General features: G+C 63.4%; 17 protein-coding genes. 7 read left to right on the plus strand and 10 right to left on the minus strand.

The genetic code is table 11. The annotated features are described in order from the left end of the window. The first annotated feature begins 59 nt into the window (after nucleotides 1-59). A complete protein-coding gene (locus UP06_RS37650) occupies nucleotides 60-878 on the plus strand; it encodes an N-acyl homoserine lactonase family protein (RefSeq protein WP_045008668.1) in 819 nt (272 codons plus the stop codon). A gap of 130 nt (nucleotides 879-1,008) precedes the next feature. On the opposite strand, the gene UP06_RS37655 is transcribed toward UP06_RS37650, so the two are convergent. Both UP06_RS37655 and UP06_RS37660 read right to left on the minus strand, forming a co-directional pair. Further along, nucleotides 1,009-1,788 carry a 2-keto-4-pentenoate hydratase gene (locus UP06_RS37655; RefSeq protein WP_045008669.1) on the minus strand — a complete coding sequence of 260 codons (780 nt, stop codon included), beginning with the start codon at nucleotides 1,786-1,788 and terminating at the stop codon, nucleotides 1,009-1,011. Nucleotides 1,789-1,871: 83 nt separating this feature from the next. After that, nucleotides 1,872-2,900, minus strand: coding sequence for an SDR family oxidoreductase (locus tag UP06_RS37660; protein ID WP_045008670.1), 1,029 nt, complete (start codon nucleotides 2,898-2,900; stop codon nucleotides 1,872-1,874). A gap of 114 nt (nucleotides 2,901-3,014) precedes the next feature. Here UP06_RS37660 and UP06_RS37665 point away from each other — a divergent pair, with 114 nt between their 5' ends. After that, on the plus strand, nucleotides 3,015-3,407 hold the full coding sequence (locus UP06_RS37665) for a winged helix-turn-helix transcriptional regulator (RefSeq protein ID WP_045008671.1): 393 nt from the start codon (nucleotides 3,015-3,017) through the stop codon (nucleotides 3,405-3,407). A 280-nt stretch (nucleotides 3,408-3,687) separates the two neighbouring features. Here UP06_RS37665 and dksA read toward each other — a convergent pair whose 3' ends face one another. Next, a complete protein-coding gene (gene dksA / locus UP06_RS37670) occupies nucleotides 3,688-4,053 on the minus strand; it encodes an RNA polymerase-binding protein DksA (RefSeq protein WP_008554760.1) in 366 nt (121 codons plus the stop codon). 226 nt (nucleotides 4,054-4,279) lie between these two features. After that, nucleotides 4,280-4,891, minus strand: a complete 612-nt coding sequence (locus UP06_RS37675; RefSeq protein WP_045008672.1) for an NAD(P)-dependent oxidoreductase — start codon at nucleotides 4,889-4,891, stop codon at nucleotides 4,280-4,282. 158 nt (nucleotides 4,892-5,049) lie between these two features. On the opposite strand from UP06_RS37675, the gene UP06_RS37680 reads away from it, so the two are divergent. Further along, nucleotides 5,050-5,421: a winged helix-turn-helix transcriptional regulator gene (locus tag UP06_RS37680; protein ID WP_045008673.1), complete on the plus strand. Its 372-nt coding sequence runs from the start codon at nucleotides 5,050-5,052 to the stop codon at nucleotides 5,419-5,421. A 37-nt stretch (nucleotides 5,422-5,458) separates the two neighbouring features. On the opposite strand, the gene UP06_RS37685 is transcribed toward UP06_RS37680, so the two are convergent. Beyond that, complete coding sequence (locus tag UP06_RS37685) at nucleotides 5,459-5,872, minus strand: flagellar assembly protein FliX (RefSeq protein WP_045008674.1); 414 nt, start codon at nucleotides 5,870-5,872, stop codon at nucleotides 5,459-5,461. A gap of 268 nt (nucleotides 5,873-6,140) precedes the next feature. Between UP06_RS37685 and UP06_RS37690 the strand changes: the two genes are divergently transcribed. The 4 genes from UP06_RS37690 to UP06_RS37705 all read left to right on the plus strand — a co-directional run bounded on the left by UP06_RS37690 (nucleotide 6,141) and on the right by UP06_RS37705 (nucleotide 8,661). Next, a complete protein-coding gene (locus tag UP06_RS37690) occupies nucleotides 6,141-7,265 on the plus strand; it encodes a flagellar basal body P-ring protein FlgI (RefSeq protein ID WP_045008675.1) in 1,125 nt (374 codons plus the stop codon). Beyond that, nucleotides 7,265-7,633 (plus strand): flagellar assembly peptidoglycan hydrolase FlgJ, encoded by a 369-nt coding sequence (gene flgJ / locus UP06_RS37695; RefSeq protein ID WP_045008676.1) that lies wholly within the window; start codon nucleotides 7,265-7,267, stop codon nucleotides 7,631-7,633. The genes UP06_RS37690 and flgJ overlap by 1 nt, the downstream gene beginning before the upstream one ends. 11 nt (nucleotides 7,634-7,644) lie before the next feature. After that, on the plus strand, nucleotides 7,645-8,142 hold the full coding sequence (locus UP06_RS37700; RefSeq protein ID WP_045008677.1) for a hypothetical protein: 498 nt from the start codon (nucleotides 7,645-7,647) through the stop codon (nucleotides 8,140-8,142). Between the two features lie 159 nt (nucleotides 8,143-8,301). After that, complete coding sequence (locus UP06_RS37705) at nucleotides 8,302-8,661, plus strand: hypothetical protein (protein ID WP_045008678.1); 360 nt, start codon at nucleotides 8,302-8,304, stop codon at nucleotides 8,659-8,661. 3 nt (nucleotides 8,662-8,664) lie between these two features. On the opposite strand, the gene UP06_RS37710 is transcribed toward UP06_RS37705, so the two are convergent. The 5 genes from UP06_RS37710 to UP06_RS37730 all read right to left on the minus strand — a co-directional run. Continuing rightward, entirely contained in the window at nucleotides 8,665-9,033 is a 369-nt protein-coding gene (locus UP06_RS37710) for a hypothetical protein (RefSeq protein ID WP_045008679.1), read from the minus strand. 12 nt (nucleotides 9,034-9,045) lie between these two features. Beyond that, nucleotides 9,046-9,414, minus strand: coding sequence for a flagellar biosynthesis regulator FlaF (flaF, locus tag UP06_RS37715; protein WP_045008680.1), 369 nt, complete (start codon nucleotides 9,412-9,414; stop codon nucleotides 9,046-9,048). Nucleotides 9,415-9,707: 293 nt separating this feature from the next. Then, nucleotides 9,708-11,993 carry a DUF1522 domain-containing protein gene (locus tag UP06_RS37720; protein ID WP_045008681.1) on the minus strand — a complete coding sequence of 762 codons (2,286 nt, stop codon included), beginning with the start codon at nucleotides 11,991-11,993 and terminating at the stop codon, nucleotides 9,708-9,710. 248 nt (nucleotides 11,994-12,241) lie between these two features. After that, the gene (locus UP06_RS37725) at nucleotides 12,242-14,524 is read right to left on the minus strand and encodes a DUF1522 domain-containing protein (RefSeq protein WP_045008682.1); all 2,283 of its coding nucleotides are present in this window, start codon (nucleotides 14,522-14,524) and stop codon (nucleotides 12,242-12,244) included. Nucleotides 14,525-14,847: 323 nt separating this feature from the next. Beyond that, the coding region (locus tag UP06_RS37730) for a DUF1522 domain-containing protein (RefSeq protein ID WP_045008683.1) at nucleotides 14,848-16,364 on the minus strand (1,517 nt) is incomplete at its 5' end.

Below are 16,364 nucleotides of genomic sequence, written 5' to 3' on the forward strand. Positions count from 1 at the left end.
AATGTCTTGAACGCCGTTACAAAAGATTACGCCTCACCGTTTCATCAATGGAAAAAACAATGAATCGAATGCTGATCAAGCTTGCCATTAGCGCCACTCTGCTCTCCGGCATTGCGGTGCCTGTGCAAGCAGCGCCTGAGCTATCGCTGGCGCGCATCGATTGCGGCACGCCGCAGGCGCCGACAGCCGTCAACGAGCGCTTCTCGGATATTTACGCCCACGGCGATCTCAAGCTTCAGTTCGTCTACAGCTGCTACCTCATCAAGCATGGTGACGATTATATGCTGTGGGACACAGGCCATGCCATGACGGCCCCCAATGTCGCGCCCAAGGTGAGCCTGGTCGACAATCTCGCCAAGATCGACGTCAAGCCCGACCAGATCAAATATGTCTGTATCAGCCATTATCACGCCGATCACACCGGCCAGATCGCTTCATTCCCGAAAGCAACATTGCTGATTGGCGCCAGGGAATGGGATGCGATCTCCAGCCCCAAGCCGCCAGAGGGCGCCAACTTCAAGCCGTTCGAGAGCTGGATCAAGGGCGAGAGCAAGGTCGAGCCGCAAGCCATCGACAAGGACGTGTTCGGCGACGGCACGGTGATCATGCTGCGCACGCCGGGGCATACCGCAGGCCATTCCAGTTTGCTGGTCAAGCTCTCGCAGATGGGCCCCGTCATCATCACCGGCGATGCGGCCCACTTCCGCGAGAACTTCGATTCCGACGGCGTGCCCTCATTCAACTACGATCGGGCCCAGACCGTGGCTTCAATCGAGCGTCTCAAGAAGATCGCGACAAATCTCAAAGCCACCGTCATCATCCAGCACGATGCGCGCGACGTCGAGAAGCTGCCGGTATTTCCCGCGTTCGCCAAATAGATGCGAACTCAAGCTTGCGAGCGCCCACACTCCGTCATTGCGAGCATAGGCGAAGCAATCCAGATTGCCTCCGAGGAGACGCTGGATTGCTTCGTCCCGAAAGGCTCCTCGCAATGACGCCGGGCTAAGCTCACGTAAACTCCGCCTCGACCACGCCCAGCCCCTCCAGCTCCATCCGCACCTTGTCGCCGGCCTTCAGCCACAGCGTCTTCACCAGGCTTCCCGTCAGCACGAGCTGCCCGGCATGCAGGCCCTTGCCTTCGGCGGCGAGGTGGTTGGCGAGCCAGGCGAGGGCGTTGTGGGGATGGCCGAGCACGTCGGCGCCGGTGCCGTGACTGACTTCCTCGCCGTTGACCAGAGCGCGGCCTTTGACCGCCTTCAGGTCCGGCACCGACGAGCGCGGAACGGACGGCCCCAGCACACAGCCGGCGGCGAAGAAATCGTCGGCAATGAGTGTCGGCGCGCCCATCGTCTCCCATTTCACGTAGCGGTCGTCGACGATCTCGATTGCGGGATGATAGGCCTCGACCGCTTCGCCGACCCATTCGGCCGTGAATGGCGCCTCGCCAGCAGCAAGATCGCGCTTCAGCCGGACCGCGATCTCGCATTCGACGCCGACGCGGACATAGTTGGACGCGGCGAGCTTGACGCCGCTGTCGTGCACGCCCTTCTGGAACACGCCGCCGCCGCAGGGATGCGGAATGCCGATATAGTCCTGCATCACCTGGCTGGTGCAGCCGATCTTGTAGCCGACGAGCGGGCCGACATGCGGCAGCAGCAGATCATGCAGCGCGCGCTGGACCTGGTAGCCCTCGGCCTCGTCGGCCGGGGGAACCTCGAGCGCCGCGAGCGGCGCATGGTTGCGGCGCGCCAGCGCGATCGCCTTTGCGGCTTGGAGAATTTTGTCCATCGGCGCCGCCTCCCACGCTACGCGATCATGCGCGGCAGTGGAGCATCCCCACCCGGCCCTGACAAGCGTGGGGGGCGGGTGGCTTACGCCTTGACCAGGCCGAGCCGGATCAGGCTCTCGGCCGTCGAGAGGATCGCCTCTTCGTTGGAACGAGCCGTCCAGCCGAGCAGCGACTTCGCCTTGGCACTGGTGGAGTCGCGCACCTTGCCGAGCATCGGCGCCACGGCGCGCAGCAGCGGAATCCGGGTCGCGGCCAGGCGCACCGCCCAATCCGGCGCTTGCAAGCGTGGAACCCGGCGGGCCCTGGGGCCTAGCTCCCGCCGCAGCACGTTGGCGATGTCCAGGAGCGACAGCGTTCCGCCGGACGCTGCGATGAAGCGCTCGCCCCTGGCCTCGGGCGCGGTCATCGCCCTCAGGTGCAGGTCGGCCACGTCGCGCACGTCGACCGGGCCGAAATAGATCCGCGGCACCGCCGGCGCGGCACCGTTGAGCAGCAGTTTGACGATCTCGATCGAGCCGGAAAAATCCGGCCCCAGCACGGGACCGAAAATGGCGGCGGGGTTGACGACGGAGAGCTCCAGCCCGCCGCCCTCGCGCGTGACGAAATCCCAGGCCGCCCGCTCGGCCAGCGTCTTGGATTTGATGTAAGGCTGCGCCTCCATGCCGTCGAGATTGGTCCAGTCGGTCTCGTCGAACGGTTTTGCCCGCGGCGGGTGGCCGTAGGCGATCGCGCCCACCGACGAGGTAATGACGACGCGCTTGACGCCGGCATCACGCGCGGCGCGCAGCACCCGCAGCGTGCCGTCGCGGGCCGGGATGATCATCTCGTTCTCGTCCGTGGGGACGCTGGTCGACAATGGCGAGGCGACGTGCAGCACGTAGTCACATCCCTCAACCGCCTCGCGCCAGCCCTCATCCCGGGTGAGGTCGGCGGTGAAGAAGGACAGGCTTTCCGGCGCAACTGCCCCGCCCTCGCGCAGCATCGCCAGCACATCGTCCTGTCGGTCCGGCCGGCGCACCGTCGTCTGCACCGCGTGGCCGGCGGCCAGGAGTTGCAGGACGACATGGATGCCGACGAAGCCAGAGCCGCCGGTGACCAGAACAGTGCTCATTGCCCAAATACCCTCGTTGTCCGGGCCGGCAGATTGTTCCACCAAGGCCCTGCTCAGGGCGGCATCTGGTCACTATCTCTCGGGGGAACAAGTAGACTGAATTTCGAGACCAGTATGGAAAACCTGACCACCGCCCCTTGCGGCAACGATTGCGACTGCACCCCCGACGCTGCTCAGCTCGCCGATTTCAGTCGCGCCATCCATGCACTCGGCGGCAAATGGAAGCTCGAGATCCTGTCGTCGCTGATGCACGGCGCAATGCGCTTCGGCGCATTACGCCGGTCGGTCGCAGGCATCACCCAGCACATGCTGACCACGCAGCTCCGCGAGCTCGAGCTGGACGGTTTGGTGTCGCGGACCGCCTTCCCCGGGAAGCCGCTCCGGGTCGAGTATGAGTTGACGGATGCGGCCTACGGGCTGGAGCCGACCTTTAAGGAAATGTTGAGCTGGTCGAGGCTTTATGGAGGCGCGCGCCTTGCGGCCTCGCAGGTGACGCAAGAGGCGTGATTGCAGCGCTACTTGATGCGGCTCGATCAACGACTCAACATCCGAGTCGATCTCGTTGATGCGACTCGTAAAACCTCCCGCACCTGAAGTGAAGGCTGTTTCTCATCTGAACTCACGTGAGCTTGGAGGATTAGACTCTAGCCCATTGATCGTGATTCACTTTTCGGATTGCGGTCACGAGCTGACGCGCGCCGCAGCAAGGCGTAGGCAACATGCTGATCGCGGCGCGAAGCGGCGCCTTGTTTCCAAAAACAAAGAGCCGCACGCGGCGGCTCGGACTCTATTCGTCGCGATAGACCTTCTCGCGTTTCTCGTGGCGCTCCTGCGCTTCCACCGAGAGCGTCGCGATGGGCCGGGCCTCGAGCCGCTTCAACGAGATCGGCTCGCCGGTATCCTCGCAATAGCCGTAGGTGTTGTCCTCGATCCGCTGGAGCGCGGCGTCGATCTTGGCGATCAACTTGCGCTGGCGGTCGCGGGCGCGGAGTTCGATGGCGCGGTCGGTTTCGGACGAAGCCCGATCGGCGAGATCGGGGTGGTTCACATTCTCCTCCTGCAAGGCTTGCAGGGTGAGCTTGGACTCTTTGAGGATCTCATCCTTCCAGGCGAGGAGCTTCAAACGGAAGTACTCCTTCTGCCGGTCGTTCATGAAAGGCTCTTTTTCGGTCGGTCGGTAGTTTTTCAACTTTTCCAAGGGCGGCCTATCTTCTGAAGCAACGACTCGTGAACGGAACGAAGTCCGTTGAGCCGGGGCTTATATAGCGACCTCCCGTGACAGACAATATTTCCTTAATCGGTCGGTTACCGCCCCCAAGCCCTTGCACACGAAGGTTTATCCGGAAGACCCCGGGGGCGGCCTAGAACTCGGTCAGAACTCAGTAGCCGACCGTGAAACGCTGCCTCGAATGGGCCGGCCGCTCGACCTCATCGGCCAAGGCTATGGCGTAGTCGGCAAAGCTGATCCAGCTCTTGCCGCTCGCATCTGCGAGAAGCTGGTCGGCCCCGAGCCGGAACTTGCCCGTCTGCTCCCCCTCGACGAACAGCGCCGATGGCGAGATGAAGGTCCAGTTCAGGTCCTTTTCCTGCCGCAACAGGTCGAGAAAGGCGGAGCCCGCCTCCGCCTCGGCCTTGTATTGGGCTGGAAAAGCGGGGGTTGTGACCAGTTTCACCCCGGGAGCGACCTCCAGGCTGCCGGCCCCGCCGACGACGAGATAACGTCCGACCCGGGATGCCTTGGCAGCTCCAATCAGCTTGTGCGCGTCGCTGGCCAGGAAGTGCACGGAACTCACGGCGACGTCATGCCCGGCCCACAGCTTGGTCAGGCCGGCCTGGTCGAGCACGTCCCCCTTGGTCGGCATGACGTTCGGCAGCGCGGCGATCTTCTCGGGGTTCCGTGCGATGGCGGTGACGCTATGCCCGCGGCGGGACAGTTCCTTGGTGATCTCCGACCCGGCCCGGCCCGAGGCGCCGGCAACTGCGATTTTCATGGAGGCTCCTTTTCTCTTTGGTAACTAATAGAAACTAGATATCAAAAAGAATGCTAGTGTTAAGAGAGCACTTTGTGCTTACCTAATTACGCAGGAGTAACCGGCAAGAGCTATCGACAGGAGCAGCCGGCAACCGGAACGGAGCACGAGGATCGGAGATGAAACCCAACGTCTATGCAGCAGACTGTCCGACCCGCCGGATTCTCGACCGCGTCGGCGACAAATGGGCGGTGCTGATCCTGTTGCTGCTGCGCGAGGAGCCGATGCGCTTCAATCAGTTGCGCCGCACGATTGAAGGCATTTCGCAAAAGATGCTGAGCCAGGTTCTCAAGTCGCTCGAACGCGACGGCCTGATCAAGCGCCGCGCCATCGCGACCGTGCCGGTGACGGTGGAGTATTCGATCACGCAGCTCGGCGTAACACTCGCCGGTGCCGTCGATCCCCTGCGCGATTGGGCCGAGCAAAATCTGAAAGACGTGCTGGCCGCCCAGCGTCGCTATGATTCACAGCAAAAGGAAGAAGCGGCGTAAGGCCGTTCCGCGAGCGCTTCAGATTGCCGGATAACGACTACGCCTGCCCGGCCTTCGCGAGCTCGACCTCGACGCGCAGCTCGATCTCGGAGAGCACGGCATCGAGGCCGGGATCGCCGGAAGACGATTTCAGGTTCGCCGCAGCATCGCGCAGCCGCATTACGGTCGACGCGTTGAGATTGCCGGACAAAAGTCCCATCTTGAGATCGTCGAGCACGTCGAGCGCGGTCTTGCCGCGGGTGACCGAGCGTTTGCGGCGCTCGACCGGATCTTCCTCGATACCTTGCAGCGCGAGCAGCGCATCGATGTTGGCGGATGCCTTGGGCGCGGCAGCGGCCCGTGTCTCCTGTGCCGACGACGTGTCCGGCAACGCGAAGGTGCCGGAGCTCGTCCGCCTGGCCTGGTTGGCCGGCGTTCCCAGCGTGGTGCCGTTCGGTCCGTAGATGCGCATCGAAGCAATCCGGGTGATCGATGCGGGAGCTTCACCGTTTTATGGTTAACGACGCGTAAACAGCCCGGCAAAATCTGCCGACAGGCGGCAGTTTCGCTCCTCAAGGCGAACACGGTCTGGCATCGACCGAAAGAGATTTATTCAACCTATTCAATCACCTGCCCCCGCTGCCCCGCGTTGGCACAGCCCTCGCAAGGACAGCGTCGGACCAGCTCGTCATGGGAGTGTCGGGACGGTCCGAGATTTGAGGAGCCTCGGGGAGCAGAGGATGCCAGGCGTTCGTTGGGTCAGGATTCTTGGAGTGGCTTGCGCCGCGCTGTCAGCGCTGGTGCTCTCCGTCGTGTCCGCAAGCGCGACCTCGCGCATCAAGGATCTCGCCAATATCGAAGGCGTGCGGCAGAACCAGCTCATCGGCTACGGCCTCGTCGTCGGCCTCAACGGCACCGGCGACACCCTCAACAACATCCCCTTCACCAAGCAGTCGCTGCAGGCCATGCTCGAGCGCATGGGCGTCAACATCCGCGGCGCCACCATCCGCACCGGCAACGTCGCCGCCGTGATGGTGACCGGCAACCTGCCGGCCTTCGCGACACAAGGCACGCGGATGGACGTCACCGTCTCCGCGCTCGGCGACGCCAAGGACCTGCGCGGCGGCACCCTGCTCGTCACCCCCCTCCTCGGCGCCGACGGCAACGTCTATGCGGTCGGCCAGGGCTCGCTCGCGATCTCCGGCTTCCAGGCCGAAGGCGAAGCGGCCAAGATCGTACGCGGCGTTCCCACCGTCGGGCGCATCGCCAACGGCGCCATCATCGAGCGCGAGATCGAGTTCGCACTCAATCGCCTGCCGAACGTGCGCCTCGCACTGCGCAACGCCGACTTCACCACCGCCAAGCGCATTGCGGCCGCGATCAACGACTATCTCGGCGTCAAGAGCGCCGAACCGATCGATCCCTCGACGGTGCAGCTTTCGATCCCGCCCGAGTTCAAGGGCAACGTGGTCGCCTTCCTCACCGAGATCGAGCAGCTCCAGGTCGATCCTGATCTGGCCGCCAAGATCGTCATCGACGAACGCTCCGGCATCATCGTGATGGGCCGCGACGTCCGTGTCGCAACCGTTGCGGTCGCGCAAGGCAATCTCACGGTCACGATCTCCGAGAGCCCGCAGGTAAGCCAGCCCAATCCGCTGTCGCGGGGACGGACGGTGGTCACGCCGCGTACCGGCGTCAGCGTCACCGAGGACGGCAAGAAGTTCGCCGTCGTCAAGGACGGCGTCTCGCTCCAACAGCTCGTCGATGGCCTCAACGGCCTCGGCATCGGCCCCCGCGACCTCATCAGCATCCTCCAGGCGATCAAGGCCGCCGGCGCGATCGAAGCCGACATCGAGGTGATGTGATGCATATCGGCACAACCACCACCGCCTCCGTCGCAAACCCGGCCTTCACGGTGGAAAGCCGCAACGGCCGGCCGGATTTCGAGCTCGCCGCAGCGCTGCAAAAGGTCTCGCCGCAGCAGCAGGCCAAGTCGCAGAAGACCGCCACCGATTTCGAGGGCATGTTTCTCAACAGCATGTTCGCGCAGATGACCTCGGGCCTGAAGGGCGAAGGCCCGTTCGGCGACACCCCGGGCACGGGCGTGTGGCGTTCGATGCTGACCGAGCAATATTCCAAGAACTTCGCCAGCGCCGGCGGGGTCGGTGTCGCCCGCGACGTCTACCGCACCCTGATCATGCAGCAGGCAAAAACCACTCTTCGTACGGCATAAGGTCAAACGAGATGAACCGCTTCAGCCCGTCACGTCAGCCGATGCCAGCGCAGCGCCCGAGCAACACGCCCGAAAGCGCCGCGGCGCGCAAGCTCGCCGAGGACCTGATGGACGCGATGAGCGCCTTGCTCGGCCTGATCGAGCGCGAGACCGAGCTCGTGCGCGCTGGCAAGGTCCGCGAAGCGATGACGCTCGAGAGCCAGAAGCAGGAGCTGTCACGGCGCTACGTCGGAGCCGTCAGCCAGTTGAAGGCGAACCAGGCCCAGCTCGCGAAATCCGCGCCCGAACTGCTCTCGACGCTGCATCGGCACCACGACGCCTTCCGCGCGATGCTTCAGGTCAACCTCACCGTGCTCGCGACCGCGCATGCGGTCTCCGAGAGCGTCGTGCGCGGCGTCAATGCCGAGATCCAGAAGCGCAACGTGCCGAACACCTATACGGCGGCTGGGCGCCGCGCCACGCCAGGCCCGCGCCACATCACTCCGCTCGCGGTCAGCCGCTCGCTCTGAGCGCAGACGAAAACAGCTTACAATTTTACGAAAAACCGCGCGGCGATCTCGTCGCGCGGTTAGGCACGTTTCCTTACCGGGTCTTCAAACCTGGTGTTCCATGGTTGCGTATTGAGAGGGGTTGGGATTTGACTCACACGAGGCAACCAGGAGGCTGCCATGAGTACAGATTTCAGCATCAGGCCGGTGGGGATACCGGCACCAGCGCAGATCGTGACGACGTCGAATACGGCGGCGAACGATGCCGTGCAAACCGATTTGCCAGCGAGCCAGACGGTGGCCGCAGGCAATGCGGCCGCACCCGCGCGCAATGATCTGCCGAGCAGCGAAAACGTCTCACGCCAGGTGGTGTTCGACCAGGCGGCGGCATCTTTCGTCTTCCAGGTCCTCAACGAGAAGACCGACGCGGTGGTGAATCAGTTTCCGGACGAGGCGATGCTGCGCCGCCGGGCCTATTTCCATGCGCAGGATCTGAAGTCCGAGCCCTCGCGTCCGCTCAATACGGACCTCAGCGCCTGACGATCACGTGTCGAGCGTGGCCTGGGCCGTGTCGAGATAGGTCGAGCCGGTCGCGGGATCGGTGACGACGTTCTTGATCTGGGCCTGACCGGTGTCGGTCAGCGTGAACTTCGTATTGCCGAAGCGGAACGAAGAATCCTTGATCAGGACCTGCTGGTACTGGGACGTCCCGTCGCTCTGATAGTGGACCTGCGCGCGAAACCCGTCGACCTGCGAAACGTTGAGCGAGAATTTCTTGCCGTCGGGATAAGTACCGGTCCAATTGCCCTGGTACAGAGACGAATCGACTGCGACGTATTTGGACGAGCCTGTCGTGGTCGAAAGAACGTTGGACTTATACGCGGTCGACAAGATGCTCATGATGTCGGCCATAACAAGCCTCCGTCACGGCCGGCCGGACAGGCCGGCGGCGATATTGCGGTTGATCTCGATCAGCGGACGGAAGTGATCGAACTGCGGGCTCATCTGGAGCGCCGCGGTCTGGCTCAGCACGAACACGCTGATATTCGCGATCTTCTGCCGGACATCGAGCGGCTGCGGATTGTTGTCGCGCATCGCCTCGCTCAGGAAGATCGTCCAGAGCTTGCGGTTGAACATCAGGGCATGCGTGGTCTGCTCGCTGAACGGGTCGGCGTTGTTGACCGCGTCCTGGAGCTTGTTCGCTGCCTTCAGCAAAGTTTGTGCCTCAATGTCGCGAGGAGATGCGGTGGTCGTTGCAACACGCGCGTAGGCCGAGGCAGCAGAATTCGACATCAATCACACCTTGGAAGCTTCCTAGCCCGTTGAACAGGCTTAAGGATTTCTTTCCCAACCCTAGGCAGTACCGCTTAAGATTTGCTTACGTGTGCGCTTGGAAGCACTCCGGAGTATTACGGGTCGTGGAGTCCTTCGTCAGCCCAACGCTAAATGCCCGCATGCATGCTGTAAACGTGCTTCGCATGACGCGCGTCAATCTGAGCTAATCTTGTCTTAGCGATCTCCCTCAAAAGAACGGCGGGGCATTAGCCCCGCCGCGATATCTCGAGTGGCGATCTTGCGCTGCGATATTAGCGGAGCAGCTGGAGTACGCTCTGCTGCGACTGGTTGGCGAGCGACAGCGCGGAGACCGCGATGGACTGGCGGGTCGACAGCGCCTGGCTGTTGGCCGCCTCTTCGTTCGTATCGGCGAGCGTCAGGTTGGACGAGCCGGTTTGCAGCACGTTGATCAGGTTCTTGGAGAAGTCCTGACGGACCTGCACGATCGAGAGGTTCGAACCGAGCGCGGAACCTTCCGATCGCAACGTGCTCGAGGCCGCGTTCAGGCTGGTCAGCACCTTGTTGGTGGCACCGTTGTCGATGAAGTCCGTGCCGGGCACGAGATTGCTGAGGCCGAGACCCGCCGAGTTGAAGACCACACCGTTGATGCCGAGCGTGGAGCTGCCGGTCTCGTTGAAGACCAGCTTCAGCGTATCGCCGTTCAGAAGGTTCACACCGTTGAAGGACGAGTCCTGCGACGTGGTGTCGATCTGCGCCAGGATGTTGTTGAACTGGCTGACCAGGCCGGAGCGCGCCGTCTGTGCGACGGGATCCTGGATTGGCGGCTGCGCGGTGGTAAAGGCGAGCACGCCAGTGAGGGTGCCGCCGACCGCGCCGCCGGCGGTGCTTGAGCCGAGGGTCGAGGATGCGTATTCGTTGACGGTGGTCACCGTCAGCACGCCGTTGGCATCGATCGTCGCTGTCAGGTGATTCGCCTGAAGCTGGACGTTGAGCTGGTCGAGCGTCTTGACCGTGCCGTTGGTGCCGTCGCCGAAGGTGACGTTAACCGGCGTGCCACCGTTAAAGGACGAGAAAGTCAGGGTCTTGCCGCTGACACCACCAACGCCGGAGGTGCGCGCCGCGCTGAAGGCGGTGGCCGTTCCGGTGTTGCCGCTGAGGCCGAGCGCGCTGAGCGCGTTGCCGGTGCCGGTGATCGAGAGGTCGGCATTGATGCCGGTCGAGATCGACAGCTGGCCGCTGGAGTTGACCGACGACGGGATCTGCCCCGCGGTGGTCGAGAGAGTTGCGGCGCCGTTGAAGAGGCTGGCGGTCTTCACCCCGGTCGCAAGGTCAATCGAGTTGAGCAGGTCGGTCAGATTGGCGCTCTGGAGATAAACGGTCGAGTTGCCGTTGCCGTCGGTGACGACGTTGCCGTTGACGCCATAGCCGGTGGCCACGCTTGCCGCCGACTGCGGCGTCTGCGCGTTCTTGAAGGTGATGGTGTGACCGTCGACGTTCAGCGTCGAACCGTCCTGGACCAGGGAGCCCAGCGAGCCCGAGGTCGTGGACCGGTTCGCGGTCACACTGGCATTGCCCGCGCCGGTCGCGGCGGTCAGGCCGAGGGCGTGGAGGAAGTCGGCATTACCCGTCACGCTCAGATCGGCGCCGGTCGAGCTCTTCAGCGTGACCACGCCCGTAGTAATGGAGGACGGTGTTTGGACCGTACCGACAGTTGCGCCGCTTGTCGCAATTGTTGCGGCACCTGCGCTGATCGTCGCGGTCTTGACGCCGCTCGCCAAGTCGATCGCGCTGAGGACGTCGTTGACGGTCGCCTTGGGCGCCGCCGCCGTTCCCTCATAGACGATCGAATTGCCGTTGCCGTCGGTGGCAATGCTTCCGCTGGCGTTGAGGCCCCAGCCGGTTGGCTGCGTCGTCGGAGCGGGGCCGGTGCGGAAGGTGATGGTCTTGCCGTTCACCGTGATGGTGTCGCCGTCCGCCGGCGGCGTGCTGAACGTGCTGGATGTCGTGGTGCCGAGCAGCGTGTTGGTGCCGCCGAGCGCGGTGGTACCGTCAGCGGCGGTCGCCGCAACACCGGTCGCCGTGCCGGCGTTTGAACCCAGCGAGGCGCCGAGCGCCGCGGCCGCCGTCACCGGTGTGACGCCGCCGGCCGCACCGGTGTAGAGCACGTTGCTGTTGGCGGTCGCGCTTGCATAAGACGTCGTGCCGCGCAGGTCCGCCGGTGTCGCACCCGGGATTGTGGTCGAGACGTTGGACTTGGTGGAGTAGCCGACCGTGGTCTGGAGCGCCTGGTTGGCGATCGATTTCGCGCTGTCGATCAGCTTCTGGAGCGAGGTGATGCCGGTATTGGCCGCCTGGAGCACCTGCACACCGTTATTGATGCCGTCCAGGAGGTTGCTGATGTCGCTCGCCCGGTTGTCCAGCCCCTGCGCCGTGAAGAAGTTGGTGGGGTTATCGAGCGCGGTGTTGACCTTTTTGCCGGTCGAAAGCCGCTCCTGCGTCGTGGCCAGCAAGTCGGCCGTCGACTGCAGCGACAACAGGTTCTGGCGAACAGACGCCGAGAGAACGATGTTGGACATTGGCAGGTCTTCCTCTTGAAGCGCAGAACCAGGTACGAATCGGGCTCGCCGGTCTGGAAGGCGGCCTTTTGTCCAGTTTTAGGGGCTGTCCTTTAAAGTATGGTTAACGCCGCTTTAAGCGATACGGTTAACGAAAGGTTAACGCCCTGCCCGGCCACGGATCGGCGGATCCGGAACGCCTGTAGGCAACGAAAAACGGCGGGGCCAAAGCCCCGCCGCTGTATCTCTCTTGCGATGTCTGCCGCGATTTAGCGGAGCAGCTGGAGCACGCTCTGCTGCGACGTGTTGGCCAGCGACAGCGCGGAGACCGCGATCGACTGACGGGTCGAGAGGGCCTGGCTGTTCGCTGCTTCGACGTTGGTGTCCGCCAGCGTCAGGTTCGACGAACCGGTCTGCAGCACGTTGATCAGGTTCTTGTTGAAGTCCTGACGAACCTGCACCACCGAAAGGTTCGAACCGAGCGCCGAGGCTTCCGAGCGCAGCGTGCTCGACGCGGCGTTGAGGTTGGTCAGCACCTTGTTGGACGCCGCGTTGTCGATGAAGTCGACGCCGACGGTCAGTGCAGCGAGGCCCAGACCCTTGGAGTTGTAGGTCACGCCGGTGATGTTGAGGTTGGATTTGCCGGTCTCATCGAACACCAGCTTGAGCTGGTCGCCGTTCAACAGGTTGACACCGTTGAACGAGGAGTCCTGCGAGGTCGTGTCGATCTGGTTCAGGATGTTGTTGTACTGAGAGACCAGATTGGCGCGGGCCGTCTGCGCAACCGCATCCTGGACGGGATTGGAAGCCGTCGAGAACGTCAGCGCCGCGGTGAGCGTGCCGCCGATCCCGCCGCCCGCAGTAGTCGAGCCGATGGTCGAGGACGCGTAGTCGTTGGAAGCGGTAATGGTGAGCTGACCGTTGGCGTCGATCGTGGCGGCCAGGTTGTTGGCCTGAAGCGCCGTGTTGAGCTGGTCGAGCGTCTTGACCGTGCCGTTGGTGCCATCGCCGAAGGTGACGTTGACCGCCGTGCCGCCATTGAAGGAAGCGAAGGTCAAGGTCTTGCCGGCGATGCCGCCGATGCCGGAAGTACGAGCCGCGGTGAAGGCGGTCGCCGAGCCAGTGTTACCGGCCAGCCCGAACACATTCAATGCATTGCCGCTGCCGGTGATCGACAAATCGGCATTGACGCCGGTCGAGAGCTTGAGCTGACCGGAGGTATTGATCGTCGAGTTCGACTGGCCAGTGGCGGTCGCAAGCGTTGCAGTGCCGTTGGCGTTGATTGTCGCGGTCTGCACGCCGGTGGCAAGGTCGATCGCCTTCAGCACGTCGTTGACCGTGCCGGCCTGGAGATAGACCGTCGAGTTGCCGTTGCCGTCGGTGACGACCGCACCGCTCGCACCAAAACCGCTGCCGACGGCCGGAGCACCGGTCGAGCCAGGGGTCGGCGCGTTCTTGAAGATGATGACGTGGCCGTCGACGTTCAGCGTCGAACCGTCCGCAATCGTCGCACCGAGCGAGCTCGCGCTCGTGGTCCGGTTGACGTTCACGGAAGCATTGCCGGCGCCCGAAGACGTCGTCAGGCCGAGAGCATTGAGCAGGTCAGCCTTGCCGGTGACGCTCAGATCCGCACCCGTAGAGCTTTCCAGCGTGACCTTGCTGGCGCCGACGCTCGAAATGGTCTGGTTGACGCTGTTGGTGATCGTCGCAGCACCTGCGGTGATCGAAGCCGTCCTCACGCCGCTGGCCAGATCGATCGCACTCAAGAGATCGTTGACGGTCGCAGCCGGCGTACCCGAGGTGCCGAGATAGACGGTGGTGTTGCCGCTGCCGTCGGTGACGAGGTTGCCGCTGACGCCCGAGCCGGACGCAACCGCGGTCGAGGTCGGAGCCGTGCCCGCGCGGAAGGTGATGGTCTTGCCGTTGACGGTGAGCGTGTCGCCGTCGGCCGGCTGGGCGTTGCCGATCAAGCCGGTCGCGCTGGTGCCGCTGGCGGCGATCAGGGTGATGGTGCCAGTCAGGGCGGTGGTGCCGCCGGCGCCGGTCGTTGCCGTCGAACCCGTCAGGGCGCCGATGGTGGCGCCGAGGGTCGTGGTGCCGCTCGCCGCCGTGGTGCCACCCGCCGCGCCGTCATACAGCACGTTGCTGTTTGCAGTTGCGCTGGCAAAGGAGGTGGTGCCACGCAGGTCGGCCGCCGTCGCACCCGCGATCGTGGTGGAGACGTTGGACTTGGTGGAGTAGCCGACGGTTGTCTGGAGCGCCTGGTTGGCGATCGACTTCGCGGAATCGATCAGCTTCTGCAGCGAGGTCAGGCCGGTGTTGGCGGCCTGGAGCACCTGCACGCCGTTGGCGATGCCATCGAGCAGATTGTTGATGTCGCTGGCGCGGTTGTCGAGCGACTGTGCCGTGAAGAAGTTGGTGGGATTGTCCAGAGCCGAGTTGACGCTCTTGCCGGTCGACAGACGGTTCTGTGTGGTGGCGAGCAGATCAGCAGTGGACTGGAGGGAGAGCAGGTTCTGGCGAACCGACGCAGAGAGAACAATACCGGACATGACTTTGACCCTTCTGGCTTACGCGTCTTCGTTCGATCGCTTCGGATCGAGTGACAGGGCCAGCGTGCCGCGACATGGCTAACAAAGGGTGAAACGAGACGCGCCCGCATAAGCGCCGGTTCACCATAAACCGACGGAAGGCGCGGGCAGGGTCAGCAATCGGTCTGAAATCATTGGTGATTTTTCGCGCTTACGCTCCATTAACCATAACCGCTGGTTACTTTTTCGAGGCCGGGACCAGTGCCTCCCCCATCATCGAGGCAAAAAGAAAGCGGCGGGGCCGAAGCCCCGCCGCTCTATTGTCTTGCGATGTTGTCCGCTTATTAGCGGAGCAGCTGGAGCACGCTCTGCTGCGACTGGTTGGCCAGCGACAGCGCGGAGACCGCGATCGACTGACGGGTCGACAGTGCCTGGCTGTTCGCTGCTTCGACGTTGGTGTCCGCCAGCGTCAGGTTCGACGAACCGGTCTGCAGCACGTTGATCAGGTTCTTGTTGAAGTCCTGACGAACCTGCACGATCGTCAGGTTCGAACCGAGGCTCGAGGCTTCCGAACGCAGCGTGCTCGACGCCGAGTTCAAATTGGTCAGAACCTTGTTGGTGGCGGCGTTGTCGATGAAGTCGACACCGCCGGTCAACGCAGCAAGGCCCAGACCCTTGGAGTTGTAGGTCACGCCGGTGATGCTCAGGTTCGACTTGCCGGTCTCGTCGAACACCAGCTTGAGCTGGTCGCCATTCAACAGATTGACACCGTTGAACGAGGAGTCCTGCGAGGTCGAGTCGATCTGCTGGAGGATGTTGTTGTACTGAGACACCAGGTTCGAACGCGAGGTCTGCGCAACCGTGTCCTGGACGGGGCTGGAAGCCGTCGAGAACGTCAGCGACGAGGTCAGCGTGCCGCCGATCGCACCACCCGCGGCGCTCGAACCGATGGTCGAGGACGCGAAGTCGTTGGTGGTCGAGACCGTCAGCAGGCCGTTGGCGTCGATCGTCGCGGTCAGGTTGTTGGCCTGAAGCTGCGAATTGAGCTGATCGAGCGTCTTGACCGAACCGTTGGTGCCGTCGCCGAAGGTGACATTGACCGCCGTGCCGCCATTGAAGGAGGCGAAGGTCAAGGTCTTGCCGGTGAGGCCACCAACGCCCGAGGTACGCGCCGCGGTAAAGGCGGTCGAGGTCCCGGTGTTGCCGGCGAAGCCGAGCGCGTTCAGCGCATTGCCGGTGCCGGTGATCGACAGATCGGCATTGACGCCGGTCGAGATCTTGAGCTGACCCGAAGCGTTGATCGACGAGTTGGTTTGGCCAGTTGCGGTCAGAAGCGTCGCAGTGCCGTTGGCGTTGACCGTCGCGGTCTGCACGCCGCTGGCAAGATCGATCGCCTTCAACACGTCGGCAACCGTGCCGGCCTGGAGATAGACTGTCGAGTTGCCGGCACCGTCGGTGAGGACGTTACCGCTGGCACCGAAGCCGCTCGGAACGCTCGGAGCACCGGTCGAGCCCGGGATCGGCGCGTTCTTGAAGGTGATGACATGGCCGTCGACGTTCAGCGTCGAACCGTCCGCAATCGTCGCACCGAGCGAGCTCGCGCTCGTGGTCCGGTTGACGTTCACGGTGGCATTGCCGCCGCCCACTGCCGTGGTCAGGCCGAGAGCCTTGAGCAGGTCAGCCTTGCCGGTGACGCTCAGATCAGCACCCGTCGAGCTTTCCAGCGTGACCTTGGCGGAGCCGACGCTCGAAATGGTCTGGTTGACGCTGTTGGTGATCGTCGCAGCACCTGCGGTGATCGAAGCCGTCCTCACGCCGCTCGCCAGATCGATCGCACTCAAGAGATCGTTGACGGTCGCAG

The sequence above is a fragment of the Bradyrhizobium sp. LTSP857 genome (genome assembly GCF_000938285.1).
GTDB lineage: Bacteria > Pseudomonadota > Alphaproteobacteria > Rhizobiales > Xanthobacteraceae > Bradyrhizobium.